Below are 24,990 nucleotides of genomic sequence, written 5' to 3'. Positions count from 1 at the left end.
ACAAGCCTCTGAGTGCGTAAAGGCGATCAGGATGCTGACCTGTTTATGAGAGGCGGTGCTGGTGCTACGGCGGTTCAGGACCGGACCGACACGGCTCTGCTCGGCGGTGACGACCGGGTATCGAGGCAACCGCCCACCGCTGTTTCGTCGAGGCGATCGAGGTGCTCGCCGCCCAGACCGCTGGCATGCACGCCGCACTGCAGCCGGCCCCGACGTCGGGTGCCACACCTTGCCGCCGAGACGGCGGCCTACGCCGCTGTCCGCCGCCGTCCACAAGCCGGTCGGCTGACACCGCAACCTCGGGCGAGGCCCGCAGGATGAGTGCCGCAGCCAACCCGTCCTCACTTCGGGATCACTGAGCGGGTGAGTGGGCCGTTCTTGTCGGCGACCAGGCAGACGGCATACTTCTCCCCGCTCCCCCACTCCCGCAGGTTGGGCCCACCGATGCGCAGCAGCAGATGCGCCGGCGGGTTCCGACCGAAGATACGCCGTGCCCGCTCGGCACAACGGGCGTAGACCTTCACCTGGTCGGGAGCCTTCTTGCCCTTCAGTGTGAGCCTCGCGAAAACCTGGACCTCGTGCTTCTTCGTGCACTCGACGACGTCCACCACACCCGTATCCCTCCAAGTTCCAACACACTGGCCCGTGACCAGCAAGGACAGGGAATGCCAAACCCCCTGGAGCCGGAAGTTCTTCGGCCCTCCGGTGTAGCGCAGGAGACACGTCACGGCCCGCTCGCCGCTGTCCCACGCCTTCTTGTCCGGACGGGCGACGACCAAGGTGAACTCGTCGTCACGGCCGGCCGCGTACAGCGACGACGCCTGAACCCGGCACGCCTTCTCCCCCTCTGCGGCCAGCCGCCCATCACCGGGGTAGTCAAGGATGGGCAGGTCCGGCTTGGCGACGACCTCTCCCTGGTGAGAACTCGTGCACGGCACGGCTCGCGCGAAGAACTTCGTTCCCGCCTGCCGGAAGTCGGTGAAGCAGTCCTCGTCCGCCAGGGCCGAAGCCCGTGGCCCCTCCACTTCTCGAGCAGAGGCCTCCTCGTCGTCGTCTCCGCCGGCGGCGATCAGTAGAAACGTCGCCGCGACAAGCCAGACGCCGGACACCGCCAGGGCGGCGACGGCGAGCCCCCGCCCCTTCTCACCACGCCGGCCCGCTTGGACGAGCGCGGCGACGGCGAAGCCGACTGCGAACGCCACCAGGCCGGCGGCACCGGTGACCAGCGCGATGATCGCCAACCGGTTCGTCCGGGTGAGCTCGGTGGGCGGGGCGGGAATCGCGGGTTCAGAAACGTCGTCAGTGTCAGGTGGCATCGTCACACGGGGAGCTTATGACGGCAAGATCACAAACCGGGCGCGAACACGCGCCATAGAGCCTGGCGCACCAGCGGCTACACGCCCGACGCCGAGGCAACTGCGGCGTAGCAGCCCCGCCCAGACGTCAGGAGCACCGCAGGTGGGGCATGGGCGCCGCCGTCCGGCGATCGTCGGATCCATGTGCGAGAGTGCCCCCGTGTCCGCCGGTCCAGTCGGATGGGCGGGGCGAGCGCATCGACTGGAACGACCCATTGGAGCACCTCTTGCCCGACAAGTCCGAGGGTTCACCGGCCGGATCCGGCGGACGCAGCACAGAACCCGGCACCGCGGAGAACGCGAGAAGTACGGCAGGCACGTTGCCCCTGGCACTTCGGGAGAAGCTGGACCGCTTCCGCAGCGCGGCGCTCGAATCCGGGATTCCGTCCGAGGACGTGGAGCGGTGGCTGGAATTGGCCCGCCGGCGCGTCAATCTGACGACAAAGGCGGAAGGGCCGCCTGTGGGCCGCCTCGGAGGTCCGGTGATGCTTCCGCCCGATCTCCGCGTTGCCGCGTTGGACGGGGACCTCCCCGAGCACCTCATCGCGACCATCGATCTCGCGGCCCTGCCCGAGGAGGCGACGAACCTCCCATTGCCCCGCGACGGCCACCTTCTGCTGTTCGCATTTCCCGACCTGGACGGTTGCGATGGGTCGGCGGTGTACATCCCCGCCGGTACAACCGTCCAGGTGCGCCATGTGCCCGACCACCACTTATATACATCGAATCACCCGCCCCCCCACGGACGGCACCGACCGCGTAGCCATCCGACACGGCCATCGTCCCCGCGCCGAAGTCATCCTCTACACCCGCGCCGAATGGGAAGCCTTCCTCGCCGGCGTCCGCAACGACGAGTTCGGCTTCTTCACCTGGGCGACTACCCCGGAACCACGCCGTGAATGCCCGAACAGTCCCGGCGCCGCGGGGACCAGGTCATGCGGCGGAGGTGCGGCCGTGTCTGGACGACGCTCCGGGGCCAGACTCTTGGTGGGGCGTGAAAACGAAGGTGGAGTCGCCGTTGTCGAGCCGGATGGTCAAGGAAGCGTCGAGTGCGCCGGCGAGTCGAGTGAGCAAGGCCAGGGTCGGTACGGAATCACCGCCTTCGATATTCGAGATCTGGGGCTGGGTCATGTGCGCGCGGTGAGCCAGGTCGGTCTGGGAGAGGCCGAGTGCGACGCGGCGGTCGTGGACGGCCTGGCCGAGCGCCAAGGCGTGTCCCGCCTCGACGTAGGCAGAGGATTCTTCGACCTCCTCGCCCAGGAGCCTCTTGGTCTGGCGGGTCTTCCACTGCGAGTGATTCACGACGCTTCCTCCTTGCTCCTGTCGTAGGTGTGCTCGGCAGGGTCGTGCTCGGTTTCACACACCTTCTGCGCATGTCGGGCCCGTTCGATCTCCGTTCCTTCGCGTTGCCGGGTCTTGCGGAACACCGTAAGCAACACGATTCGTTGCTGCGGGCCGAGCCAGTAGGTGATGCGGACACAGTCGCCGTCCAGGACGAAGCGTAACTCCCGCACCTTGCCGCCGAGGTGCCGCGAGTACGGCTCGCCGAGTGTGGTCGGCTGTGATGCGAGCATGTCGGCCGCCCGTTCAGCCTTGTCGTAGTGCCGGTCACTGAGGAGTTCCAACCACTGCCGAACCTCTGGTTCGATCTCGATACGCCATGGCATGCTCACGCTCTGATTATACAAAAATCTATATAAGCTGGCTGGTGGACAGCAGTGTTCAGGCTTCTCCTTCCGTGTGCTTCGGACAGGAGACACCGCCGGACGCAGAGGCCGGTCGCCCACGCCACGGGGCTACAGCGCCGGACCCTCCCGGGCGGGTCATGGACCAATGCCTCGACACAAACGTGGCAGCTGCGGTGGGACGACCTGCCCAGCGAGCACCCCGGCGAGTTCACCCAGGCGGCAGAACAATGCGTTTGAACAAAGGTCTTCTAGGGGGACTGGGCCTCAAGGGGTGCGGCCGATGAACGCCGGCGATCGTCCCTGTCGATGCGGTAGATGACGTGGGCGGGGTCGTCGATGGGGTTGTCCGGGGTGAGGTCGCCTTCGGCCACGCGTCGCAGTCCGGCCTTCTCCAGGGCCCGCCAGGACGCGCGGTTGGCCGCCACGACCGGCACGATCACGCAGGTCGCGTCCGGGTAGTCGTGCCAGGTCCGCTCGATCATCGCCCGGATCATCCGCGTCCCGTGGCCGCGTCCGACGAGGTCCGGTTCGCCGATCAGGTAGTCGATGCTCGCCGCTCCCTCCGGGACGGTCACCACCGGAGCCAGTTCGTCCAGGTATTCGGGGTAGTCGGCCAGGCGGCAGCGTTGGACCAGGCCGAACGGGCGTCCGTCCACAAGTGCCAGCCAGTCTTCGGAGGGTTCCTCTCCCCGGGCCGAGGCGCCGAAGTCGCGTGCGACGCCTTCGGGTGAGGTGTCGTGGTTCCACCAGCGCGCCACGTACGGTTGCCGCAGCCAGCGGCCGAGCAGCGGGAAGTCGTCCTCGGTGACGCGCCGCCATGTGATCACCAGTCGATGGTAATCCGCGGCGCGTGTCGGTGGCGGGGTCCGCGGGCGCCCGCTCAGTCGCGGGCGTTCGCTCAGTCGCGGGCGGGCGGGGTGTAGGTGAGACCGAGCGACGGGACTATCTCGGCGAGCATCAGCTCGAACATGGGCTCGGCGTCGTCGAGGGCGAACTCCAGGTGGCCGAAGACGTCGAGGCTGACGCCGCCCTGCAACCTGATCCAGCACTTGAGGAACTGCTGGATCACCCCGAGCGGCAGGTCGACGCCGGCGACCTCGTCGCGGTAGCGGGCGAGTTGCGGGCGCAGGGCGGGGTCGATCTCGTCGTCGGACGCGATGGGGAACGGCTTCTTGTTCCACAGCTCCAGGAACAGGGCCATGAACGTCCAGCCGAATCTGCGGGCGCACTCCTCGGCGAAGTCGCTCTCCTCCCGGTGGCCGGCGCCGCGCACGGGGGCGCCGAACAGCAGCGCGTACTCGCGGGGGTGCGCCAGCGCCCAGCGGCGGAACCTGCGTGACACCTCCAGGAGCTTGCGGCTCAGGTCGCCGGGCGGGACGGCCTCCATCGAGGCGTGCAGTTCGCCCGTCAGCTCGGTGAAGAGGTCGCCGACGAGGTGCCGCAGCAGCTCGCCGTGGCTGCCGAAGTAGCGGTAGAGCGCCGGCGCGGTCATCCCCATGTCCCGGGCGATCGCCCGGAGCGTCACCGCCTCGGGGCCCTCCTTGACGAGGATCCGCCGGGCGGTCTCGGAGATCTCCTTGACCGTCGCAGCGCGCAGCCGATCACGCCGTGTTCCCACTACGCCGCCCTCTTTCTGGTCCCTGCCGGCCTCGTCGGCCCGCGTCCGGCCGTCCCCGCATGATTCCCCAGAAACGGCCTTGACTAAAGCGAACATCGTATGCAATGTTAACGCCGTTCGCAGTAAACGGCATTCACTGAAGCTCACGGATGTCACTGGACAGGGGAGAGCACGATGTTCGATCGATGGGGCCGATGGGTCCACAGGCGCCGCCGGTGGGTCCTCGCGGTGGCGGGCGCGGCACTGGTCTTCGCCGGCGTGTGGGGGACGGGCGTCTTCGGCGCGCTGACCTCGTCCGGCGGATTCGACACACCGGGCAGTGAGAGCGCGAAGGCGGCACAGATCGCCGAACGCGACCTCGGACGGGACGCGGCGGACGTCGTGATCCTCTACCAGGGCGGGACGACCGTGGACGACCCGGCGTTCCGGGCTTCGGTCGAGCAGGCGCTGGCCGGGTTGCCGGCGGACAAGGTCGCCGCCACCGCCACGTACTGGACGACCGGGTCGCCGCAGTTCGTCAGCCGCGACCACACCGCCACCTACGCCGTCCTGGAACTCGCCGGCGCCGACCAGGAGGCGAGGGACGGCGCCTACGAGTCGATCCGGGACGACCTCACCGAGGTCGGCGGCGGCCTCACCGCCAAGGCCGGCGGGGACGTCGCCACCGAGACCGCGATCAACGAGCGCGTCTCGTCCGACATCGGGCGCGCCGAGGCCATGGCCATCCCCGTGCTGCTGGTGCTGCTCGTGCTGATCTTCGGCGGGCTGGTGTCGGCGAGCCTGCCGCTGCTGGTCGGCGGCCTCGCCATCCTCGGCTCGTTCACCGCGCTGCACGTCCTCACCTACGTCACCGACGTGTCGATCTTCGCGGTGAACATCACCACGTTCCTCGGGCTCGGCCTCGCCATCGACTACGGGCTGTTCATGGTGAGCCGGTTCCGGGAGGAGATCCGGCGCGACGGCCACACGGCCGAGGACGCCCTCGCCGCGACGATGGCCACCGCCGGACGCACCGTCGCGGTCTCCGGCGTGACCGTCGCGGTGTCGCTGTCCGGGCTGCTGCTGTTCGACCAGAAGTTCCTCGTGTCGATGGGCTACGGCGGGATCGCGACCGTGGTCGTCTGCATGGTCGGGGCGCTGACCGTGCTGCCCGCGCTGCTGGCCGCGCTCGGCCCGAAGGTGAACGCGCTGTCGGTCCGGCGGCGCGGAAAGAACGGCGGGGAGAGGACTTCCGAGAGCCGCGTCGACGGCTGGTGGGGGCGGGTGGCGCACAGCGTCATGCGCCGGCCGCTGATCTACATCGTCGCGACCGTGGCGCTTCTCCTCTCGCTCGGCGGCCCGTTCCTGCGCATCGACTGGGGCGGCGTGGACGCGAGGGTCATGCCGGACGGCGCCGACGCCCGCGTCGTCGCCGAGACGCTGGAGACGCGGTTCCCGCGCAACGCCACGAGCCCGATCGAGGCCGTGGTGACGGGGACGTCCGACCGGGCCGCGGTCCAGGCGTACGGGGACCGCCTGGCCGCGCTGCCCGGGGTCACGGACGCGACGGTGACCGGCGCCGAGGGCACCACGACGCGGATCGCGCTGCGCTACGACGCCGACCCCAACTCCGGCGCCGCCCGCGACCTCGTCCAGGACGTCAGGGACGTCCCGGCACCGCCCGGTGCGCAGTCGCACGTCGGCGGCGCCACCGCCGGAGTCGTCGACCAGCTCGGCAGCATCGGCTCGACGCTGCCCTGGCTGGCCGTGCTCGTCGGCGGCGCGACGTTCGCCCTGCTGTTCCTGGCGTTCGGATCGCTCCTGCTGCCGCTGAAGGCGATCGTGATGAACGTCCTGTCGCTGTCGGCCACGTTCGGCGCGGTCGTGCTGATCTTCCAGGACGGGCATCTGTCCGGGCTGCTGAACTTCACCGCGACCGGCACGATCTCCCCGGCGATGCCGATCCTGATGCTGGCCATGCTGTTCGGCATCTCGATGGACTACGAGGTGTTCCTGCTGTCGCGGGTCCGCGAGCAGTACGACTTGACCGGCGACAACACCGCGGCGGTCGCCGCCGGCGTCCAGCGCACCGGCGCCATCATCACCAGCGCCGCCGTGCTGTTCATCGTCGTGATCGGCGCTTTCGCGACCTCGGGCATCACGTTCATCAAGATGACCGGCGTCGGGATGGCCATCGCGATCCTGCTGGACGCGACGATCGTCCGGGCGCTGCTGGTGCCCGCGACGATGCGGCTGCTGGGCCGCGCGAACTGGTGGGCGCCGGGCCCGCTCGCCAGGCTCTACCGCCGGTACGGCATCCGCGAGGGCGATTCGCCCGCGCCGCCGTCCCGGCCGGAGCTGGAGCCCGTGGGCTGACCCCCGCCCCCCTTCCGGCGGCCGGCGCGTGCGACGCGCCGGCCGCCAATGCGCGCAAACCGCTTGTGGTCTTCCTCACCCACCGGAAGACTGAACGTCATTCGACCGGCGGCACAGCGTCGTCCCACCGGCGGCACCCTCGCGTGACACGCCCCACGGCACGGCCCCCGGCGACCCCCATCGCGTTAACGGGACGTTCCCTTGGAGGCAGCATGTCCACGCAAGTGATCAGCGACGCCGAGACGGCACTCGGGCACCTGGAGCGCCTGACCGACGAACTGCGCTCCCGCGGCTGGGCCGTCGAGGTCGCCGCCCCCGCCGACCGGTGGCCCTCCGCGATCGTCGCCGACCCGCGGACGCGGGCGATGAACGAGAACGTCATCGCCGCCCGGGAGCGGTCGGACGACAGCTGGTCGTACTTCTACGGCTGGGGCGAGCGCATCGCGCCGGTCGCCGACCCGTCCGCCGCCGCCACCGCGCTCGCCCGCGTCCTCACCGCCCGCCGCGACAACTAGGTCGCGAGCCCGCCGGCCGTGGAAGGTCGCCGGGCGGCGGGCCGGTTCGTGCTCCGGTGCGGGCAGGGTGGTCAGGCCGACTTGCGGCTGCGGCTCTTCGCCGGCTCCTTCTTCTGGCCCGACTTCGGCGACTTGCGCGCGGCGGGCTTCTTCTCCGCCTCCCCCTTGCCGGACGCGGCCTTGCCGTCCTTGTCGCCGCGGCTCTTCTTCGCCGCCTCGACGCTCGCGCGCAGCGCGCTGAGCAGGTCGGCGGCGGGCTCCTCCTCGGCCCCCTCGGCGGGCCGCGCAACCTCGCGGCCCTCGACCTTGGCGTCGATCACCGACTGGAGGGCCTCCCGGTAGGCGTCCTTGTACTCCGACGGGTCGAACTCCCCCTCCATCGACTCGATCAGCGAGGTCGCCATCGACAGTTCCTGCTTGCGGATCTCGATGTCCTCGTCCAGGAACGGGAAGTCGGCCGCGCGGACCTCGTCCGGCCAGAGCATCGTCTCCAGCACGAACACGCCCTGCCGGACCCGCAGCGTCGCCAGCGACTCCCGCTGCCGGATCGCGATCTTGACGATGGCGACCTGGCCCGAGTTCTCCAGCGCGTCCCGCAGCAGCACGTACGGCTTGGCGCCCTGCGCGTCGGGCTCCAGGTAGTACGACTTCGCGAAGTAGATCGGGTCGACCTCCTCCGCCTCCACGAACTGCAGGACGTCGATCCGGCGGCTGGACGTCAGCGGCAGGTCGGCGAAGTCCTCGTCGGTGAGGATCACCATCTCGCCGCTCGGCAGTTCGTACCCCTTGGCGATGTCGGAGTACGGCACCTCCTCGCCGTCGGCGGTGCACACCCGCTTGTACTTGATGCGCGCCCCGTCCTCCCGGTGAACCTGATGGAAGCTGACGTCCCTCTGCTCGGTCGCCGAATACAGCTTCACCGGGATCGTCACCAGCCCGAACGAGATGGCGCCCTTCCAGATACTGCGCATGACCTGCCCCTACCCGCGACGTTCCGACAACCCACCACGTTCCGACAACCCACCACGTTCCGGCCCGGCATGTTTCCCGCTCATAGCGTCGCAACCTCGTTCGATTTGCGCCAGAACGGACCCTTGATCCTTTTCTGCGGGGCCGGACCGGGTAAGACGGCGGTATGACCATGCCGTGGCCCGTTGACCCGATGATGGCCGCCACCGGGACCCTTCCCCCCGACGGCGAGCAGTGGGGACTGGAGCTGAAATGGGACGGCGTCCGCGTCCTGTCGCACGTCTCCGCCGACGGCGTCCAGGCCGCGGGGCGGCGCGGCAACGATGTCACGAGCCGCTACCCGGAGCTGTCCGCCCTCGCCGACCTCCTCCCCCACCATGACGTCGTCCTCGACGGTGAGGTCGTCGCCTTCGAGGAGGGACGGCCCAGCTTCGAACGCCTCCAGCGCCGCATGCACGTGACCCACCCCGACCCCAGGCTGATCCGGGAGGTCCCCGTCAGGTACGTGGTCTTCGACCTGCTGTTCCTGGACGGGCACGTCCTGTACGACATGCCGTACGCCGACCGCCGCACACTGCTGGACGAACTGGACCTGGCCGGAACCGGCCCGGTGGAGGTCCCCCCGTACCTGCACGGCGGCGACACCGCGCAGGTGAACGAGTTACTCGACTTCACCCGGGAGCAGCACCTTGAGGGGCTGCTCGCCAAACGCCTCGACTCCCCGTACCGCCCAGGCCGGCGCGTCGACTTCTGGCTCAAAGTCAAGAACTTCATGACGCGCGAGGTCATCGTCTGCGGCTGGAAACCCGGCAAGGGGCGGCGTGAAGGCGGCGTCGGCTCGCTGCTCCTCGGCGAGTACGACGTCAAAGGGCTGCTGGGCTTCGTCGGGCACGTCGGCACCGGCTTCACCGACCGGGCCCTGGACGAGCTGTACGAGACGCTGTGGCCCCTGCGACGCCCCACCAGCCCCTACGACGAGCCCGTCCCGCGTGAGTTCGCCCGTGACGCCCAATGGGTTGAGCCACAACTCGTCGGGGAGGTCGCCTACAGCGCGCGCACCCGGGACGGCCGCCTGCGCTTCCCCTCCTGGCGCGGCCTCCGCGACGACAAGGACCCCCTGGAGGTCACCAGTGAGCAGTAGCGCCTGGAGGACCCGTGGCCGGTAAGAGGACGACCGTGGAGGTCGACGGGCGGCAGCTCTCGCTGTCCAACCTCGACAAGGACCTCTACCCCGAGTTCACCAAGGGCGAGGTCATCGACTACTACGCCCGCATAGCCCCGGTGATGCTGCCGCATCTGAAGGACCGTGCCGCGACCCGGATCCGGTTTCCGGACGGGGTGGACGGCGGGAAGTTCTTCGAGAAGAACGCGCCGTCCCACACCCCTGACTGGGTGCGGACCGCGACGATCCCCACTCCCGGCAGCTCCACGGGACGCGACACACTCGACTTCGTCGTCGTCGACGACCTGCCCACGCTCGTGTGGTGCGCCAACCTCGCCGCGCTGGAACTGCACGTCCCTCAGTGGAAGGTCGGGCCGCGCGGCAAGGTGCACACCCCCGATCTGGTCGTCTTCGACCTGGACCCGGGTCCGCCCGCCACCATCGTGGAGGCGTGCGAGGTGGCGGCGCTGCTCCGCGACGTGCTCGCCGAGGACGGCCTGGAGTCGTACCCGAAGACGAGCGGCAAGAAGGGGCTGCACCTGTACGTCCCGGTCGAGGCGCCCAACGAGGCGGAGCGGACGTCGGAGTACGCCAAGGCCGCCGCGCAGCGGCTCGCCGAGGAGCGTCCCCGGCTGGTCGTCGCGAAGATGGAGAAACGGCTGCGCAAGGGCAAGATCTTCGTCGACTGGAGCCAGAACAACCCCGCGAAGACGACCGTCGCCCCCTACTCGCTGCGCGCCGCGAGCCGCCCGTCCGTCTCGACCCCCATCACCTGGGACGAGCTGGAGTCCTGCGAGGACGCCGCAGACCTGGTGTTCACCCCCGGCGACGTCCTCGGCCGCGTCGACAAGCACGGCGACCTCCTGGAGCCGCTGCTGACGGAACACCGGCCGCTCCCCTGACCCGCCCGGCCCTGGCTCACCCGCTGCCACATCCGCGTGCTCTATGTGTTCGAATAGGCACTCTCCGGCGCCGGCTTCCGTCACCATGGGTCGCGGGGACACGGGCCGGAAGGATGAACAGTTGGCGGACAACCACCACTACGACGCCGTCGTGCTGGGCGGGGGGACGGCCGGGGAACTGGTGGCGTCCGGTCTCGCCCGCGCGGGCAGAGACGTCGCGCTCGTCGAAAAACGCCTGGTCGGCGGGGAGTCGCCGTACTTCGCGTGCGTGCCGTCCAAGTCGCTGCTGCTGTCGGCGCGGCGCGGTGAGACGTGGGAGATGGCCCTGGCCCGGCGCGACGCGCTGGCCGGGCACCGCGGCGACGACTCCGCCGTCGCGCGGATGGCCGAGGCCGGGGTGACCGTCCTGCGCGGCCGGGGTCACGTCGCCGAACCGGGCCTGATCGAGGTGGACGGGGCCGGGCACGGCTTCGACGACCTCGTCGTCTGCACCGGCAGCGAGCCGGTGGTCCCGCCCGTCGACGGCCTCGCCGACGTCCCGCTGTGGACGAGCGACGAGGCGCTGTCGGTGCCCGACCTGCCGCGCCGGCTGGTGATCCTCGGCGGCGGCCCGGTCGGCTGCGAGATGGCGCAGGTGTACGCGTCGTTCGGGTCGCAGGTGTCGGTCGTCGAGGCGTCCGGGCGGCTGCTGGCCGCGGAGGCTCCGTTCGCCGGGGAGGTGCTCGCCGACGCGCTGCGCCGGATGGGCGTCGACCTGCGGCTCGGCGCCGGCGCCGGTCATGCCGGACGCAAGGACACCGGGCTGCGGGTGTGGCTGTCGGACGGCGGGACGCTCGACGCCGACCGCGTCCTCGTCGCCGCCGGCCGCCGTCCCCGCGTCGAGGGGATCGGGCTGGAGAACCTCGGCGTCGCCCTCGCGCCGGGGCACGGGATACCGGTGGACGAGACGTGCCGGGTGCCGTCCGGCTCGGGCCGGGTCTGGGCGGCGGGGGACGTCACCGGGGTCGCCCGCACCACCCACGCCGCGCGCTACCAGGCGCAGGTGGCGCTGTCCAACCTCCTCGGGCGGCGCCGCGAGGCCGACTACCGCGCCGTCCCCCGCGTCGTCTACACCACGCCCACCGTCTACTCCGTGGGGATCTCGCCCAGGCAGGCCGCCGAACTCGGCATAGACCTCCACACCGCCGGGTACGACCTCGCCGCGACGGCCCGGGCGGCGGTCGAGGCCGACGAACGCGGCCGGGTGGAACTGTACGCCGACCGGTCCCGCGGGCTGCTGGTCGGCGCCGCCGCGGCCGGACTCTACGCCGAGGAGTGGATGAGCGAGATCGCGCTGGCCATCCGTGCGGAGACGCCGCTGAGCCTGCTCACCGACGTCGTCCACGCGTTCCCGACCTATGGCGAATCCGTCGAGGCGCCGCTTCGGGAACTGGCCGCGAACCTGTGAGGCAGCCGTTCGTGAAAAGGACGCATGAGGAGGACGCGTGATGAGCGAGACCGACGACCTGGAACAGCCCGCACCCGACGGCGCGAGCGAGGCCGACGAGGCCGATGCCGCCGAGCAGCGGGCCGCGCTCGACGAAGAGGAGGAGCGGCCCCGCGAGTGGTACGCGCAGATGCCGGACGACGTCAACGAGGCGGACGTGGTCGAGCAGCGGTTCGAGGTGCCGCTCGACGAGGACGACTACCGGTGACACCGGCCGGGCCCCGCACCGCCGGTCCCGCTGGTCTCCGTGACGGTCGGCAAGGTTTCCGGAAGGCGCCGCGGTGGATGCCCGGGGTCTTCACCGGAAATACACTGACCCGAGTGAGGAACGTCGAGGTGCTTCGGCCGTGACCGGCGGAGTTACTCGCACGTAGGATGATGAGGTTGTTCCTGAGCGGCGGACACCCCGACCGCCGCAACGATCGTTGATCGGAGAGTGTGGTGACCGCGACCCCGGACGCACGCCCCCGCGGCACGAGGCTGCCGCGACTGGCGCGCCGCAGGCAACTGCTCGGCGCGGCCCAAGAGGTGTTCGTCGCGCAGGGGTACCACGCGGCGGCGATGGACGAGATCGCCGAGCGCGCAGGCGTCAGCAAACCCGTGCTCTACCAGCATTTCCCGGGCAAGCTGGAGCTGTACCTGGCCCTGCTGGACGAGCACGCCGAGGCCCTGGTGAAGATCGTCCGCGACGCCCTCGATTCCACCTCGGACAACAAACTGCGCGTCCAGGCGAGCATGCGGGCCTTCTACGACTTCGTGGCCGGCGACGGCGAGGCGTACCGCCTCGTCTTCGAGTCCGACCTGCGCAACGTCGCGCCCGTGCGGGCGCGCGTCGACCGCGCGAACCAGCAGTGCGCCGAGATGATCGCCCAGGTCATCGCCGAGGACACCAACGCCCCGGCCGAGGAGGCGCACCTGCTCGGCATGGGCCTGGTGGGCATGGCCGAGGTCAGCGCCCGCTTCTGGCTGTCGCAGCACCGGGCGATCCCGAAGGACACCGCCGAGAAGATCATCGCGCGGCTGGCCTGGCGCGGCATCTCCGGCTTCCCCCTCTCCACCGAGTCCACCTGACGGGGCCGGGCCTCGGCGGCGTGGGGCGCCTCCGAGCCGGGGTTTCACCCTCGGCCGAACGCCGTTGACGGCGCGTCGGACGATCTCCGTGCGACCATCGGGAGAAGAGCCCGCCGGTGGTCGGCGGGACGTCGATGGACGACGGGAGCATCGCGTGCAGGTTCGCATCGGTGTGCAGAACGTTCCCAAGGAACTCGTGGTAGACACCGGGCAGTCGGCCGACGAGGTCCAGGAGGCGCTGGCTGACGCGCTGTCCGAGCCGCGCGGGGTTTTCGTGCTCCAGGACCGCCGCGCCGGCCGGATCGTCGTCCCGGCCGAACGGGTCGGCTACCTGGAGATCTCCGAGGACGAGCAGCGCAACGTGGGTTTCGGCTCCCAGTACGCGTGAGCACGGGTTTACCCCGTTCCACCGGGCCTTGACCGGCTTTTTGTTTCATTCCGGCACAGCGGGCATATCGATCTCCGACCACGGGCCCCCGGGCCCCACGGAAAGGAATGGATGATCGACATGCTCACGACGATCCTCTGGTTCATCGTCGTCGGTGCCGTCATCGGAGCCCTGGCACGGCTAGTCGTCCCCGGACGCAACCCGATCGGTGTCCTGCTCACGATCCTCGTCGGGATCGCCGGCGCCGTCGTCGGCGGAGTCATCGCCGACGCACTCGGCGCCGGCACGCTGATCGCCGTCGTGTTCGCCGTGGTGATCGCAGCGCTCGGGGTGGCGGCGCTCACCTCGCTGAACACCCGCGGCGACGGCCGCCGAGGCCGGCGCCACGGCTGGCGCCCCGGCCGCCGCGGCACCTTCTGACCGCCGGACAGCACCGCCGGACGGCACCGCCGGACCGCACCGACCGCGACCAAGCGCGGGCCCCACCGGGCCGGAAGCCCCCGCCACCTGCAGGCGGGGGCTTCCCCCGTTCCCGGGCACCGATGTCCGGATGTGGCCGTCCTGACAGGCCCCTCGACGGGCCGTCCGACGGGTTCCGCCGACGGCGGATACTCCCTGGCGAGCAGGGCATGGAATAGATGAAAACGTGGGAAACGTTGAGTCCTGTGATCGGCTATTGGTGTATGTAATCAACGGTCGGTACACTGCGTCGCGGAGTGTGACCGCACGCAGCCACAGCGAGTGACTGCTTTCAACCCCTGACTGCGGTCGCCGACGGATTTTGATCAACGGCTGGTCCCTCCCGCGCGAGCGCGCGGCCAAAGGAAACGATCGGCGGGCGTGCCACACGGCCGCGCCCTCCGGCGAGCCGCGCCGCACCCGGGAGCGGAGACCCCGCATATTGGAGGCTGAAAGCCCTGACTACCTTTCGTGAACTCGGGGTCGTACCCGAGATAGCAGATGCCCTCGAAGCAGAGGGCATCGTCGAAGCGTTCCCCATCCAGGAGCTCGCCCTGCCGATCGCGCTGGGCGGACACGACATCATCGGCCAGGCCCGCACGGGCACCGGCAAGACCCTCGCGTTCGGGGCCGCGCTGCTGCAGCGCATCGAGCACGGCGGCCGTGCGCCGCAGGCGCTCGTCGTGGCGCCGACCCGCGAGCTGGCCCTCCAGGTGACGGACGATCTGCTGGTCGCCGGCGGCAAGCTCGGCAGCCGCGTCCTGTCGGTCTACGGCGGCCGCGCGTACGAGCCGCAGATCGAGGCGCTCCGCGAGGGCGTCGACGTCGTCGTCGGCACCCCGGGCCGTCTGCTCGACCTCGTCAAGCAGAAGCACCTCGACCTGTCGCAGGTCGGGATCCTGGTGCTGGACGAGGCCGACCGGATGCTCGACCTCGGCTTCCTGCCGGACATCGAGCGGATCATCGACCGGATCCCGGCGAAGCGGCAGACGATGATGTTCTCGGCGACCATGCCGGGCGAGATCGTCGCACTGTCGCGCCGCTACCTGACCCGTCCCACCAATGTGCGGGCCGAGTCGCACACCGAGTCGGACGCGACGCCGCAGGTCGTCCAGCACGTCTTCCAGGCCCACCAGATGGACAAGCCGGAGATGATCGCGCGTCTCCTGCAGGCCGAGAGCCGCGGGCTGACCATGATCTTCTGCCAGACCAAGCGGGCCTGCGACCGGGTCGCCGCCGATCTGGCGCAGCGGGGCTTCGACGCCGCCGCCGTCCACGGGGATCTCGGTCAGAGCCAGCGCGAGCGGGCGCTCCGCGCCTTCCGCAACGGCAAGATCGGCGTGCTGGTCGCCACCGACGTCGCGGCCCGCGGACTCGACGTCGACGACGTCACCCATGTCGTCAACTACGAGTGCCCCGACAGCGCCGACACCTACGTGCACCGCATCGGCCGGACGGGCCGCGCGGGCAAGGAGGGCGTCGCCGTCACGTTCGTCGACTGGTCCGACCTCACCCGGTGGAAGCTGATCAACAGCACGCTCGACCTGCCGTTCGCCACACCGGAGGAGACCTACTCCACGTCCCCGCACTTCTTCTCGGTCCTCGGCATCCCCGAGGGCACGAAGGGCAAGCTGCCGAAGGACAAGCGGCACGGCCGCGCCGGGCTGGACGCGGAGGAGCTCGAGGACATCGGCGAGACGGGCAAGACCCGCAGCCATGACCGCGGCCGGGACCACGACCGGGACCGGGAGCGGGAGCGACCGCGGCCGCGGCGCCGCAAGGGCAACCGGACCCGCACCCGCGCGGGCAAGCCCGTGGAGGCCACCGCGACGGAGGCCGACGCCGGGGGCCGTGGGGGGCCGGCCCCGCACAAGGAGGCCACCGCGGACGACAACGTCGTCGATGCGGTCGCCACGGAACGCAAGCGCAGCAGGAGCCGCCGCCGCACCCGCGCCGGCAAGCCGACGACCGGAACCACCGAGGCGTCCCAGAGCGCCTAGGTTCCGCGCAGCATCAACCGCGAGGCCACCGCTCGGTCTCGCGGTTGAGTCGTCTCGCGGTTGAGTCGCGGTCTCAGGGCTGCGCTTCCCGCACTTTCAAGGCGATGTCGACATGGTCGGTGACGAGCACGGCGACGCGCGGGTCGCCGAGGAACCGACGCATCACCGGCTCGGCGTTGACCGTCCAGACCATCGCGGGGATCCCCGCGCGGCCGCACTGGCGCAGCACCCCGACGCGGGCCAGCCGGTGGTTGACGGCGACCATGTCGGCGCCCGCCTTGCGGATCAGCCGCAGCGGAGCGAAGTCGTGCGCGACGCCCTTCTCCCACAGGTTGCGTCCCACCGACAGGGCCGTCCGCACCCCCGGGAAGGCGCTCTTGATCTGCACGAGCGACAGAACCTCGCGGGTGGTGACGACGAAGCCGTCCCGCCCGAACGCCTCGATCGCCAGCTCCACGGTCTCGTGCTCGCAGCCGCGTTCCTTGAGGTCCAGATGCCCCCGCGCCCGGCCGGCGATGATCTGCATGGCCTCGCCGACCAGCGGGACGGGACGCGGCGACAGTTCCTGAACCCGTTCGTAGGCGAGCCGTTTCAGCGGCAGACCGGCGATCTCCGGGTCGTGGTGGACGACGAGCCGCCCGTCCCCCGTCCGCCGGATGTCGATCTCCACGTACTCGGCCCCGGACTCGGCGGCCGCGCTGAGGCCGGTCAGGCCCGCTTCGTCGCGGCGATGCGCGGAGATGGCAGGCTTCGGACGCACGCTGCCGACGCTACCACCGAAACTTTTTCACGGGTGTTCGTTGCCGCCCATTGACTAGTGTGGTTCCCCGTGAGTACGCCCCGGTTCCTGACCCTGCCCCCCGGCGTCCGCCGGACGAACATCGAGACCTCCCGCGGCACGTTCGCCGCCCTGGAGGCCCTTCCGGGATCCGGTGTGCCCGAACGCCGCCCCGCCCTCCTCGTCCCCGGCCTCACCGGCAGCAAGGAGGACTTCCTCGCCGTCCTGCAGACCCTCGCCGCGTCCGGCCGCCGGGTCGTGTCGATCGACATGCGCGGCCAGTACGAGTCCATCGGGCCGGACGACGCGTCCGCCTACACCCGGGCCGCGCTCGGCGAGGACATCAGCGCCCTGCTGGAGGCCCTCGGCCCGGACCCGGCGCACCTCGTCGCCCACTCGTTCGGCGGTCTGGTCTGCCGCGAGGCGGTGCTCGCCGACCGGGTCCGCCCCGCGTCGTTCACCCTGATGAGCTCGGGCCCCGCGGCCCTCACCGGCCCGACCGCGGACAAGGCCAAGGCCCTGCGCGACGCCATCCCCGAACTCGGCATGGAGACGATCTGGTCGATCGCCCTCGAACCCGACTACACCGGGCGCGGGCTCCAGGAGGAGGTCATCGCGTTCATCAAGGCCCGCACGCTCGGCAACTCCGAGCGGGGCCTGATCTGCATGTCCAACGAGATCCTCACCGCCCCCGACCTCGTCGACGAACTCGCCAAGCACTGCGCCGGCACGGGCCTGCGCACCCTCGTCCTCTACGGCGAGGACGACGACGCCTGGGAGCCCGCCGCGCAGGCCGTGATGGCCGAGCGCCTGAACGCGTCCAAGGTCGTCATCCCCGGCGCCGCCCACTCCCCCGCCTGGGACGCCCCCGAGACCACGGCCGCCGCGCTCCTGGCCTTCTGGAACCAGTCCGAGCAGAACCTTCGCTGAGACCGCTTCCGGTCGCATCCGCCCCTGGGAGGAGGCGAACCGACCAGACTTTCCGGATGACTCTGCGGAGCTATCGAACGCTGGCTCTCATGGCCTGCTCCGACCGGCGGTACTCGCCGGGCGGGACGCCGGAATGGCGGCGGAACGCCAGGTGGAAGCCCACCGACGAGCGGTACCCGACCAATTCGGGGATCGCCGCCAGGGGCGTCGCCGTCTCGGCGAGCAGCCGGGCCGCCTCCCGCATCCGCCGTCCGGCCAGATGGCGGGCGGGCGCCTCGCCGACCAGCCGGGTGAACGCCGCCGCGAACGCCGACCGCGACATCCGCGCCTCCCGGGCGAGCGACTCCAGCGTCCACGGCTCGGCGTACCGGGTCTGGATCGCCAGCAGCGCCCGGCCCACCGCCGGGTCGCGCAGTGCCGGCGGCATGCCGCCGACGCGCTCCAGCGCCACCCTCAGCGCCAGCACGAACACCAGCTCGAACGCGCGCAGCGCGGCCAGTCCCCCGTACCGCTCGGTCAGCCCCTCCAGCGTCCCGGACAGCAGCGGCTCGCCGGCCAGCACCTCGCGGTCGAGCACGATGATCTCCGGCAGCGACCGGTAGAGCGGCGACATCGCGGCCTCGTCGTAGTGGAGGCCGCCGCACAGCAGATCGGTCACGCCGCCGGGCCCGTCCACCCGCACCTCTGTCGTGCTCCCCGCCGGACGCCCGGGGAGCATCAGGTCCAGCGGGGTCGTGGCGCGTCCCGGCCGGTCGGCCAGCTCGTGCGCCGTCCCGTACGGGAAGACCGCCAGCTCGCCGGGCCCCAGCATGACCGGCTCGGACGACCCGGGCATCGTGATCGCGCACTCGCCCGACCGCACGTAGTGCAGGATCGCGTTGCGCTCCTGGTCACCCCGGAACCCCCACGGCGCCCGCGCCTCCCAGCGGCTGACGAACACGCCCTCCAGCCGCAGCGGAGCGAGCAGCTCATCAAGAAGATCGGCTGGACGATCGTTAATCAGACCAGGATTCACACTTATAGAAGGTACTCCCCGCCTCCGGCACGCTGAGCCTCATGACTGAGACATACCTGGTGATCGGCGCGACCGGCGCGCAAGGCGGCGCCGTCGCGAAACATCTCGAACGGGACGGGCACAGCATCCGCGGCTTCAGCCGCAAGCACGGCGACCTCGCCGACCCGGCGGCCGTGCGGGACGCCTTCGGGGGTGTGTCCCGCGCGTCGGTGACGCTGCCCATGGTGTTCGACCGGGACCTCGTGGCACGGTACGTGGACAACATCATCGCCGCGGCCCGCCACTGCGAACGGCTCGTCCTCAACACCGGCAACCGGCTGCCCGCGACCCGCACGTCCGTCGCCGCCTTCGAGACCAGGCGCGATGCGGCCGACGCCCTGCTCGACTCCGGCATCCCCACCGTCGTGCTGTGTCCGCCCGTCTACCTGGAGAACCTCCACCCGGCCGACGGTGTCCTGCCGTACCCGATCCCGCCCGGCCACCGGGTGGCCTGGCTCGCCCACGACGACCTGGGCGCCCTCACCGCCGCCGCCTTCGACCGCGACGACCTCGTCGGAACCTCGGTCGACATCGGCGGCAAGGACGTCGTCACCGGCCCGGAACTCGCGTCCGCCCTCGGCGTTGGCTACGTCCCGCTGGAGCCCGACGCGTTCCAGGCGTTCATGACCCCGATGATCGGCGAGGCCGCCGCGACGGGCGTCGCGGACACCTACCGCTGGCTGTCCGCCCCCGAGAACGCGAACTTCTACGGTGGCGACCCGGACAAGGTGGAGGCGCTCTTCGGCGTCGAACTCACCCCGCTCCGCACGTGGGCCGCCCGATGAACGCCATCGAGGAGGTCATCGAGCACCACCGCTTCATCGAGTCCTGGCTGAGCGGGACGGCGACCGGCCTGGGCGGCTTCTTCGATATGCACACACCGGACTTCACCTGGTACGACCCGGACGGCGCGATGCTCACGCTCGGGGATCTGCGCACCGTCATGGACGAGGCCCACGGCACCGCACCGGGCCTGCGCATCCGGATCCTCGAACCACGCGTGCTCCTGGACCGCGACGACCTGACCGTCGTCACGTACGAGGAGCACCACCCCGACACCGCCCGGCGCGCCGTCGCGATCATGGTTCCGGCCCCGGCCGCCCGCAACGGCCTCCTCTGGCGCAGCCTCCACGAATCCTGGACACACTGAGCAGCGGTCGTGTGAAAGCGAGGGAATCCGGGGCGACGGAATGCGTGGTCGCGTCAGGTGAGTTCGAGGCCGCCGTCGATGGTCAGGGTCTGGCCGGTCAGCCAGGTGGTATGCGGGTCGGCCAGGCGGAGGATCCAGGCCGCGACCTCTTCGGGGTCGCCTCTCCGGCCGAGGGGGATGCGGGACGCCTCCTCCTGCTTGATCTGGTCGACCACTGGCTGCGGAAGGCCGGCCGCGGTCAGGGCCTCGCTTTCGGTCGGGCCGGGGGCGAGGGCGTTCACGCGGATGCCGTCGGGGGCCAGCTCGAGCGCCCAGCTTCGGGTGAGGTGTTCGAGCGCGGCCTTGGACGCGGCGTAGTGGGCGGCGCCGGGGAGCGGACGATGGCCGTAGGTGCTGGAGACGTTGACGATCGTGCCCTCGGCGTCGCGCAGGTGTGGCAGGGCGGCGCCGGCGAGCAGGCTCGGTGCGGTGACGTTGAGGTCGAAGAGGCCCGCGATGCCTTCGGCCGTGGTCTCCGTCAGCGGCATCATCTTGGTCGCTCCGGCATTGTTGACCAGGACGTCCAGGCGTCCCCATCGCGCGATGGCCGCGTCGATGACTCCTTGCGCGGTTTCCGGGGTGCGCAGGTCGGCGGGGTGGACGGCGATTCGGGGGTGGTCGGCGGCGGTCGCTTCGAGGGCGTCCTCGCGCCGTCCGACGCCCAGCACGTGGGCGCCGGCGCCGGCGAAGAGGCGGGCGGCGGCGCGTCCGATGCCCGACCCGGCGCCGGTGACGATGACTGCGGTGTCGGTGAAGTCCACGACTCTTCCTTGTTCGATGTTCGGCGAACATCGAACAAGTTAGCATGGGGTCATGAAGCAGGCGCACCACCCCGATCTGGATGAGATCGGACTTGTGGGGGTGATGGGTGCCCTGAGCGACCCCATCAGGATGGGGCTCGTACGGATACTCGCCGATGGCCGTGAGCGCGGGTGGGGTGAGTTGCGGGCGCCGGTGGCGAAGTCGACCTTGAGCCATCATCTGCGCGTCCTGCGCGATGCCGGGGTGACGCGAACACGCCAGGAGGGGACGCGCTGTTTCGTGGAGTTGCGGCGGGACGATCTGGAGACCCGCTTCCCGGGCCTGGTGGACGCCGTGCTCCGGGCGGCACGCGACGATGACGTGGGGGCTCACGTCGGGCTGGCGTCCGATCGGGACGCCGGCTGAAGGCGGCGGACGAAGCAGTAATGCCGGCTCGGGACGCGAAGTAGCCCATCATGCCGCAAGTGAATGGAGCGGGGACGACCGTCCTGGTGCATCACCGCCCTCTTGCTGGACCGTTCAGTAGGGGCCATCCGCACGGAATGCGTCGACAATCTCCATCGCCCTCTCTTCACTGACCTCCTCAAGCTCCCGAGCAAAGTTGCCTCGCTTCCACTCAGCGATGACGCCGGTTCGATGCCATTCGAGATCCCTTTCGAGAGCCTCGTCCAGGATGCCGCCATCCGCTGGTCTGCGACGCCGCACGATGCCACGTGGGTCGTCAACGGTATTTCCGCCGCCCGTAATGGCATAGTAGGTAACATATTCTTCGGACATTCGCCTCAGTACCCCTCTCTACGGTAATTCGATATATTGAGGACGCCTTCCGGCACCGGAATCCCGGACGATACTTCTTGCTGGAAGTTATCAAGTCTTTCAACCTCGCGCGGATCAGCATTCGGATCCCTGATGCGCCCATAGGCACCATGAGTCAACTGTTTAGCCTCAAAGCTCTCAGGAGTATGGAATTGAACTTCAAATAACTGGCCATCTGGTGCCCGCCAGCGAGAATTGATGCCCTTATATTCTGACTCGCCCCAAAAGTTTCGACTCTGCACCATCTCAAAGCCACTTCGTTCAAGGCGATCCCTGACCTCGCCATATCCACGCACATAGTCCTCACTGGAGAACTGATAGGTGTAGCGCAATGCATCTGGAATTGATTCGGCGACCCCGCGAGGATCTTCGCGGAGATCGGCAGCAAGTTGTTCCGCGACCTTCTCCTTGAACCTTTCTTCCCCTTTGAGGCGATACTCAAGCCCAACCAGCTTCGCCCCATCCACCTCAGCTTCCTTGACTTGGAGCCCTTCGGTGATGCCTGTTTCACGCCCGCTCATGCGGTCGAAAGCCCCATCAACCGAATAGTTCTCCTCATAGTTCAGATAACGACCGCTATCCGCGCGCCATGAGCCGGGTTCGTCTCCGGAGAGACCCCCGTCGCTCGCGCCTTCTCGCTGGAGTCCGTCGCCTTGGTCGTCTTTTTCCGGCGCGCGGTCAGGGACCTGCTCCGATTGGAGGTCGGCCCACTTGGCTCTCATGGCGTCGACATGTTCGCGCCACGCGGCGTCTTGACCTGTTGTCTCGGGCTCGGCGGACTCATCGGTGTCGGCGGCACCGGTTCCCGGATCGCCCTTTTCGCCCGCCTTCGCCTTGGCGTCGGCGGGGGTACCTGGCCCAAGGTTCTCAGCACCGGGTCGGCCCGTACCCGTGTCGGTCGCGTTCTTCGGTTCTTCGGGCGAAGCCTGGTCTGGGACCGACGGCCCATCCTGCGACTCGGCTTCGCGGGCCTGTCGCGCTTCCCGGGACGCCCGGCGAGCCGCGAACTCTTCGCCCCAGGTACGGAACCCGAACTGACGGCCGTCCAATTCATAGGTCGCCGGCTTGCTCGCGAACTCCTCCCACACGTCCCGCCCCGAGGGCTTCTCCGGCTGGCCTTCGGGCTCCGGTTGAGTATCCGATGCGGGGGCATCGCCGGGCTCGTCCTCGGCGTCCGCCTCCGCGACTCGCTCCGGCCGCTCCGAGCCTGGCCGGTCATCTGTTGTGGGAGCGTCGGCCTCGCCCTTGTCTTCAACTGCCTGCGTGGTCGGGCGGTCTTGCTCCGTCTGCCGTCCCATGTCCTCACCCGGCGCTTCGGCCGGGGGCCGGTCGTCGCGTGACCGGTCGCCGGACTCGGGTTCGGCGTCGCGGGTCTCGCGGTCCGCAGTGTCCGTCTCCGCTCGGCCGGGCTTCTCCTGAGTTGCGGCGCCGGGCTTCTCCCCGGCAGGCGGGGGCTGCTTGTCGTCGCGTTCGTCCCGCTGCTCGGTCGCGGCTTCACGGGCGGCTGCGGCTGCCTTGTGGCTTTCGAGGCGGGACGGTTGTCCGGGCGAGCCCGGCCGGTCAGGCGCAGGTCGCCATGCCTTGTCCTTGGCGGGCGGCTTCTCGACATTCTCGGCACCGTCATCAATGCCGTTGTCCGTCTGGTCGACACCCACGCTTGGTCAGCCCTTTCGACTGCCGGGCGAAAGCGGCACCGATGCCGAACGGTGTCCAGTCGCATGCGGGGTGTCGGTGCCCACTTACCTGGTGAGAGACTGAACTAATCCGACATGCCCCGTCAAGTTCTCTGTGTCCGATATGTCGGAGGAGGCCGACTGCGGCCAGGGCCCGGCTTCGGCCGGGGTGCACGCGGGCATGCGGAAGGCAATGTGTTCGTGGCCGAGGCTTGACGGGGACGAGGCCCGAGCGGCCTTCCCATCGAACTGGGCATATGCCACGCTCGGTGATGAGAGTGACTATTTCGGGCAGTTGTGACGGTCGGCGCCATGGGAGGTCTCTTCGTTCGTTCCGACGGCGCAGCCGCCCACTCGGGGGGAGGAACGATGCGGAAGGTAGTCGACTGCCGGGACTTGCCGAGTGAGTCCGGGTGCACGCTCACCATCGCCGGCGAGGAGGACGAGGTCGTCCGCGCCGCCGCCGAGCATGCGGCCTCGGTGCACGGGCACACAGACAGCTCTGAGCTGCGAGACGAGATCCGCAGCGGGCTCAAGAACGAGGAACTGAGCGTCCGGTAGGGGGCGGCACATGACTTTCATGCAGATCATCGAGTACGAGACCAACCGCCCGGACGAACTGGACATGCTGTTCGACGAGTGGGCGACCGCGACCGAGGGCAAGCGGACCGCGTCGCACGAAACCCACACCCAAGACCGTGAGAATCCGGCCCACTTCGTGGACATCGTCGAGTTCCCGTCGTACGAGGCGGCGATGCGCAACAGCGATCTGGAAGAGACACGGCACATCGCCGCGGAGATCCAGGCCCGGTGCACCAACGGCCCACGGTTCATGAACCTGGACGTCATGCGCGACGAATCACTCTGACCGGCACAGGCGGGGGCGTGTCCATGTTGTCCGTGCCCCTGCCTGATCTCTGGACAAACGCGTAACACGATGGTTACATGTTCGCCGTGGACGTCTTCGATGCCGTGGCCGACCCGGTGCGCCGCCGCATCGTGGTCCTGCTCGGTGACGGGCCGCGGACCGCCGGGGCACTGGCGGCCGCGTTTCCGGAGATCAGCCGTCCTGCCGTGAGCCGGCACCTGCGGGTGCTGCGCGAGGCGGGGCTGATCACCGCCGAGATGGTGGGCCGTGAGCGGCACTACCAGGTCGACCACCGGCCTCTGCGGGAGATCGAACGGTGGCTGTCCACCGTCCGCGGTCAGGTGTGGGAGCAGCGCCTCGACGCGCTGGAGACGGAAGTCCACCGGACGCGGCGCGCACGTGCGGCCGAGGAGGAACCACCCATGGATTCGAGGAGCGCAGGATGACACCCACCCCCACCGGCCGCCTGATCGCCACGGCCACCGGAAACGATCTGCAGATGACGCGCGAGTTCAAGGCCCCGATCGAGGACGTCTGGGCGAGCATCACCGAGCCGGACCGGACGGCCCGGTGGTTCGCGCACTGGAGCGGCGAAGGCAGGCCCGGCGCCGCGGTGCGGCTCACGCTGGTGCACGAGGAGGGCCGGCCGGAGAGCGATATGACGATCATCGCCTGCGAACCGCCGCGGCGGCTGGAGGTCGAGGCCGTCGACGAGTACGGGCGGTGGCATCTGGAGGCGCGTCTCGAGGAGGCCGGTGGCGTGACGACGCTGACCTTCGTGCACCATCTCGACCCCGAAGCGGAGGTGGCTTCGACCGGACCCGGGTGGGAGTACTACCTCGACCGGCTCTCCGCCTCGGTCGCGGGCACCCCGCACCCGGACTTCGACGACTACTACCCCGCGCAGCGCGCGCACTACGAGGGCCTCGCCGCCGGGTGAATTCTGGCCGGG

At 69.9% G+C, this 24,990-nt stretch carries 29 protein-coding genes; 18 read left to right on the top strand and 11 right to left on the bottom strand.

Annotated elements, in window-relative coordinates:
- Positions 1-341: 341 nt before the first annotated feature.
- The 5 genes from ACGFIS_RS31000 to ACGFIS_RS30980 all read right to left on the bottom strand — a co-directional run bounded on the left by ACGFIS_RS31000 (position 342) and on the right by ACGFIS_RS30980 (position 4,661).
- A complete protein-coding gene (locus ACGFIS_RS31000; protein WP_392910706.1) occupies positions 342-1,241 on the bottom strand; it encodes a septum formation family protein in 900 nt (299 codons plus the stop codon).
- Positions 1,242-2,288: 1,047 nt separating this feature from the next.
- Positions 2,289-2,657 (bottom strand): helix-turn-helix domain-containing protein, encoded by a 369-nt coding sequence (locus ACGFIS_RS30995; protein WP_392910708.1) that lies wholly within the window; start codon positions 2,655-2,657, stop codon positions 2,289-2,291.
- Positions 2,654-3,022 (bottom strand): type II toxin-antitoxin system RelE/ParE family toxin, encoded by a 369-nt coding sequence (locus ACGFIS_RS30990; RefSeq protein WP_392911054.1) that lies wholly within the window; start codon positions 3,020-3,022, stop codon positions 2,654-2,656. The genes ACGFIS_RS30995 and ACGFIS_RS30990 overlap by 4 nt, the downstream gene beginning before the upstream one ends.
- A gap of 269 nt (positions 3,023-3,291) precedes the next feature.
- Positions 3,292-3,870: a GNAT family N-acetyltransferase gene (locus tag ACGFIS_RS30985; protein ID WP_392910711.1), complete on the bottom strand. Its 579-nt coding sequence runs from the start codon at positions 3,868-3,870 to the stop codon at positions 3,292-3,294.
- Between the two features lie 71 nt (positions 3,871-3,941).
- Positions 3,942-4,661: a TetR/AcrR family transcriptional regulator gene (locus tag ACGFIS_RS30980; RefSeq protein ID WP_392910714.1), complete on the bottom strand. Its 720-nt coding sequence runs from the start codon at positions 4,659-4,661 to the stop codon at positions 3,942-3,944.
- A gap of 174 nt (positions 4,662-4,835) precedes the next feature.
- Between ACGFIS_RS30980 and ACGFIS_RS30975 the strand changes: the two genes are divergently transcribed.
- Together ACGFIS_RS30975 and ACGFIS_RS30970 are read left to right on the top strand one after the other, a co-directional pair.
- Positions 4,836-7,016 (top strand): MMPL family transporter, encoded by a 2,181-nt coding sequence (locus ACGFIS_RS30975; RefSeq protein ID WP_392973369.1) that lies wholly within the window; start codon positions 4,836-4,838, stop codon positions 7,014-7,016.
- Between the two features lie 212 nt (positions 7,017-7,228).
- A complete protein-coding gene (locus tag ACGFIS_RS30970) occupies positions 7,229-7,531 on the top strand; it encodes a hypothetical protein (protein WP_392910718.1) in 303 nt (100 codons plus the stop codon).
- Between the two features lie 71 nt (positions 7,532-7,602).
- Here ACGFIS_RS30970 and ACGFIS_RS30965 read toward each other — a convergent pair whose 3' ends face one another.
- Positions 7,603-8,502, bottom strand: coding sequence for a Ku protein (locus tag ACGFIS_RS30965; protein ID WP_392910720.1), 900 nt, complete (start codon positions 8,500-8,502; stop codon positions 7,603-7,605).
- Between the two features lie 164 nt (positions 8,503-8,666).
- Between ACGFIS_RS30965 and ligD (ACGFIS_RS30960) the strand changes: the two genes are divergently transcribed.
- The 8 genes from ligD (ACGFIS_RS30960) to ACGFIS_RS30925 all read left to right on the top strand — a co-directional run bounded on the left by ligD (ACGFIS_RS30960) (position 8,667) and on the right by ACGFIS_RS30925 (position 15,968).
- Positions 8,667-9,641 (top strand): non-homologous end-joining DNA ligase, encoded by a 975-nt coding sequence (gene ligD, locus ACGFIS_RS30960; protein ID WP_392910723.1) that lies wholly within the window; start codon positions 8,667-8,669, stop codon positions 9,639-9,641.
- Between the two features lie 14 nt (positions 9,642-9,655).
- Positions 9,656-10,564, top strand: coding sequence for a non-homologous end-joining DNA ligase (ligD, locus tag ACGFIS_RS30955; RefSeq protein WP_392910725.1), 909 nt, complete (start codon positions 9,656-9,658; stop codon positions 10,562-10,564).
- A 121-nt stretch (positions 10,565-10,685) separates the two neighbouring features.
- A complete protein-coding gene (locus ACGFIS_RS30950) occupies positions 10,686-12,011 on the top strand; it encodes a dihydrolipoyl dehydrogenase family protein (RefSeq protein ID WP_392910728.1) in 1,326 nt (441 codons plus the stop codon).
- A 40-nt stretch (positions 12,012-12,051) separates the two neighbouring features.
- Positions 12,052-12,258: a hypothetical protein gene (locus ACGFIS_RS30945; RefSeq protein WP_392910731.1), complete on the top strand. Its 207-nt coding sequence runs from the start codon at positions 12,052-12,054 to the stop codon at positions 12,256-12,258.
- Between the two features lie 233 nt (positions 12,259-12,491).
- Positions 12,492-13,121, top strand: a complete 630-nt coding sequence (locus ACGFIS_RS30940; protein ID WP_392910733.1) for a TetR/AcrR family transcriptional regulator — start codon at positions 12,492-12,494, stop codon at positions 13,119-13,121.
- Positions 13,122-13,275: 154 nt separating this feature from the next.
- Positions 13,276-13,509, top strand: coding sequence for a DUF3107 domain-containing protein (locus ACGFIS_RS30935; protein WP_392910735.1), 234 nt, complete (start codon positions 13,276-13,278; stop codon positions 13,507-13,509).
- A gap of 111 nt (positions 13,510-13,620) precedes the next feature.
- The gene (locus ACGFIS_RS30930; protein WP_392910737.1) at positions 13,621-13,929 is read left to right on the top strand and encodes a GlsB/YeaQ/YmgE family stress response membrane protein; all 309 of its coding nucleotides are present in this window, start codon (positions 13,621-13,623) and stop codon (positions 13,927-13,929) included.
- Positions 13,930-14,462: 533 nt separating this feature from the next.
- Positions 14,463-15,968 (top strand): DEAD/DEAH box helicase, encoded by a 1,506-nt coding sequence (locus tag ACGFIS_RS30925; RefSeq protein WP_392911056.1) that lies wholly within the window; start codon positions 14,463-14,465, stop codon positions 15,966-15,968.
- 73 nt (positions 15,969-16,041) lie between these two features.
- Here ACGFIS_RS30925 and ACGFIS_RS30920 read toward each other — a convergent pair whose 3' ends face one another.
- A complete protein-coding gene (locus tag ACGFIS_RS30920) occupies positions 16,042-16,728 on the bottom strand; it encodes a glycerophosphodiester phosphodiesterase (RefSeq protein WP_392910739.1) in 687 nt (228 codons plus the stop codon).
- 69 nt (positions 16,729-16,797) lie between these two features.
- On the opposite strand from ACGFIS_RS30920, the gene ACGFIS_RS30915 reads away from it, so the two are divergent.
- Positions 16,798-17,676, top strand: coding sequence for an alpha/beta fold hydrolase (locus tag ACGFIS_RS30915; RefSeq protein ID WP_392910741.1), 879 nt, complete (start codon positions 16,798-16,800; stop codon positions 17,674-17,676).
- Positions 17,677-17,746: 70 nt separating this feature from the next.
- On the opposite strand, the gene ACGFIS_RS30910 is transcribed toward ACGFIS_RS30915, so the two are convergent.
- Complete coding sequence (locus ACGFIS_RS30910; RefSeq protein WP_392910743.1) at positions 17,747-18,691, bottom strand: AraC family transcriptional regulator; 945 nt, start codon at positions 18,689-18,691, stop codon at positions 17,747-17,749.
- A 41-nt stretch (positions 18,692-18,732) separates the two neighbouring features.
- On the opposite strand from ACGFIS_RS30910, the gene ACGFIS_RS30905 reads away from it, so the two are divergent.
- On the top strand, positions 18,733-19,515 hold the full coding sequence (locus ACGFIS_RS30905) for an SDR family oxidoreductase (RefSeq protein WP_392910745.1): 783 nt from the start codon (positions 18,733-18,735) through the stop codon (positions 19,513-19,515).
- Entirely contained in the window at positions 19,512-19,880 is a 369-nt protein-coding gene (locus ACGFIS_RS30900) for a DUF4440 domain-containing protein (protein ID WP_392910746.1), read from the top strand. Before ACGFIS_RS30905 ends, ACGFIS_RS30900 begins: the two co-directional genes overlap by 4 nt.
- Positions 19,881-19,933: 53 nt before the next feature.
- Here ACGFIS_RS30900 and ACGFIS_RS30895 read toward each other — a convergent pair whose 3' ends face one another.
- Complete coding sequence (locus ACGFIS_RS30895; RefSeq protein WP_392910747.1) at positions 19,934-20,680, bottom strand: SDR family NAD(P)-dependent oxidoreductase; 747 nt, start codon at positions 20,678-20,680, stop codon at positions 19,934-19,936.
- Between the two features lie 52 nt (positions 20,681-20,732).
- Between ACGFIS_RS30895 and ACGFIS_RS30890 the strand changes: the two genes are divergently transcribed.
- Positions 20,733-21,086 (top strand): ArsR/SmtB family transcription factor, encoded by a 354-nt coding sequence (locus ACGFIS_RS30890; RefSeq protein WP_392910750.1) that lies wholly within the window; start codon positions 20,733-20,735, stop codon positions 21,084-21,086.
- 114 nt (positions 21,087-21,200) lie between these two features.
- Here the strand turns inward: ACGFIS_RS30890 and ACGFIS_RS30885 are convergent, their stop codons facing one another.
- Positions 21,201-21,458: a hypothetical protein gene (locus ACGFIS_RS30885; RefSeq protein ID WP_392910752.1), complete on the bottom strand. Its 258-nt coding sequence runs from the start codon at positions 21,456-21,458 to the stop codon at positions 21,201-21,203.
- Between the two features lie 5 nt (positions 21,459-21,463).
- Entirely contained in the window at positions 21,464-23,152 is a 1,689-nt protein-coding gene (locus ACGFIS_RS30880; RefSeq protein WP_392910754.1) for a hypothetical protein, read from the bottom strand.
- Between the two features lie 387 nt (positions 23,153-23,539).
- On the opposite strand from ACGFIS_RS30880, the gene ACGFIS_RS30875 reads away from it, so the two are divergent.
- From ACGFIS_RS30875 to ACGFIS_RS30860, 4 genes are all read left to right on the top strand, one after another.
- Positions 23,540-23,731 carry a DUF1059 domain-containing protein gene (locus tag ACGFIS_RS30875; RefSeq protein ID WP_392910756.1) on the top strand — a complete coding sequence of 64 codons (192 nt, stop codon included), beginning with the start codon at positions 23,540-23,542 and terminating at the stop codon, positions 23,729-23,731.
- Between the two features lie 10 nt (positions 23,732-23,741).
- The gene (locus ACGFIS_RS30870) at positions 23,742-24,038 is read left to right on the top strand and encodes a hypothetical protein (protein ID WP_392910758.1); all 297 of its coding nucleotides are present in this window, start codon (positions 23,742-23,744) and stop codon (positions 24,036-24,038) included.
- A gap of 77 nt (positions 24,039-24,115) precedes the next feature.
- Positions 24,116-24,484 carry an ArsR/SmtB family transcription factor gene (locus ACGFIS_RS30865; RefSeq protein WP_392910761.1) on the top strand — a complete coding sequence of 123 codons (369 nt, stop codon included), beginning with the start codon at positions 24,116-24,118 and terminating at the stop codon, positions 24,482-24,484.
- A complete protein-coding gene (locus ACGFIS_RS30860; RefSeq protein WP_392910763.1) occupies positions 24,481-24,978 on the top strand; it encodes an SRPBCC family protein in 498 nt (165 codons plus the stop codon). Before ACGFIS_RS30865 ends, ACGFIS_RS30860 begins: the two co-directional genes overlap by 4 nt.
- The last annotated feature ends 12 nt before the right edge of the window (positions 24,979-24,990 follow it).

It is taken from the genome of Spirillospora sp. NPDC048824 (assembly GCF_043198455.1).
GTDB lineage: Bacteria > Actinomycetota > Actinomycetes > Streptosporangiales > Streptosporangiaceae > Spirillospora.
The sequence above is the reverse complement of the archived record's forward strand: the minus strand, read 5'-3'. Positions and strand labels throughout refer to the sequence as shown.

Excerpts from the sequence above, each read along its gene's own strand:
- ACGFIS_RS30990 (WP_392911054.1), bottom strand. The coding sequence starts at position 3,022 with ATGCCATGGCGTATCGAGATCGAACCAGAGGTTCGGCAGTGGTTGGAA.
- ACGFIS_RS30975 (WP_392973369.1), top strand. The coding sequence starts at position 4,836 with ATGTTCGATCGATGGGGCCGATGGGTCCACAGGCGCCGCCGGTGGGTC.
- ACGFIS_RS30970 (WP_392910718.1), top strand. The coding sequence starts at position 7,229 with ATGTCCACGCAAGTGATCAGCGACGCCGAGACGGCACTCGGGCACCTG.
- ACGFIS_RS30965 (WP_392910720.1), bottom strand. The coding sequence starts at position 8,502 with ATGCGCAGTATCTGGAAGGGCGCCATCTCGTTCGGGCTGGTGACGATC.
- ligD (WP_392910723.1), top strand. The coding sequence starts at position 8,667 with ATGACCATGCCGTGGCCCGTTGACCCGATGATGGCCGCCACCGGGACC.
- ACGFIS_RS30945 (WP_392910731.1), top strand. The coding sequence starts at position 12,052 with ATGAGCGAGACCGACGACCTGGAACAGCCCGCACCCGACGGCGCGAGC.
- ACGFIS_RS30930 (WP_392910737.1), top strand. The coding sequence starts at position 13,621 with ATGATCGACATGCTCACGACGATCCTCTGGTTCATCGTCGTCGGTGCC.
- ACGFIS_RS30905 (WP_392910745.1), top strand. The coding sequence starts at position 18,733 with ATGACTGAGACATACCTGGTGATCGGCGCGACCGGCGCGCAAGGCGGC.
- ACGFIS_RS30900 (WP_392910746.1), top strand. The coding sequence starts at position 19,512 with ATGAACGCCATCGAGGAGGTCATCGAGCACCACCGCTTCATCGAGTCC.
- ACGFIS_RS30890 (WP_392910750.1), top strand. The coding sequence starts at position 20,733 with ATGAAGCAGGCGCACCACCCCGATCTGGATGAGATCGGACTTGTGGGG.
- ACGFIS_RS30885 (WP_392910752.1), bottom strand. The coding sequence starts at position 21,458 with ATGTCCGAAGAATATGTTACCTACTATGCCATTACGGGCGGCGGAAAT.
- ACGFIS_RS30875 (WP_392910756.1), top strand. The coding sequence starts at position 23,540 with ATGCGGAAGGTAGTCGACTGCCGGGACTTGCCGAGTGAGTCCGGGTGC.
- ACGFIS_RS30870 (WP_392910758.1), top strand. The coding sequence starts at position 23,742 with ATGACTTTCATGCAGATCATCGAGTACGAGACCAACCGCCCGGACGAA.
- ACGFIS_RS30865 (WP_392910761.1), top strand. The coding sequence starts at position 24,116 with ATGTTCGCCGTGGACGTCTTCGATGCCGTGGCCGACCCGGTGCGCCGC.
- ACGFIS_RS30860 (WP_392910763.1), top strand. The coding sequence starts at position 24,481 with ATGACACCCACCCCCACCGGCCGCCTGATCGCCACGGCCACCGGAAAC.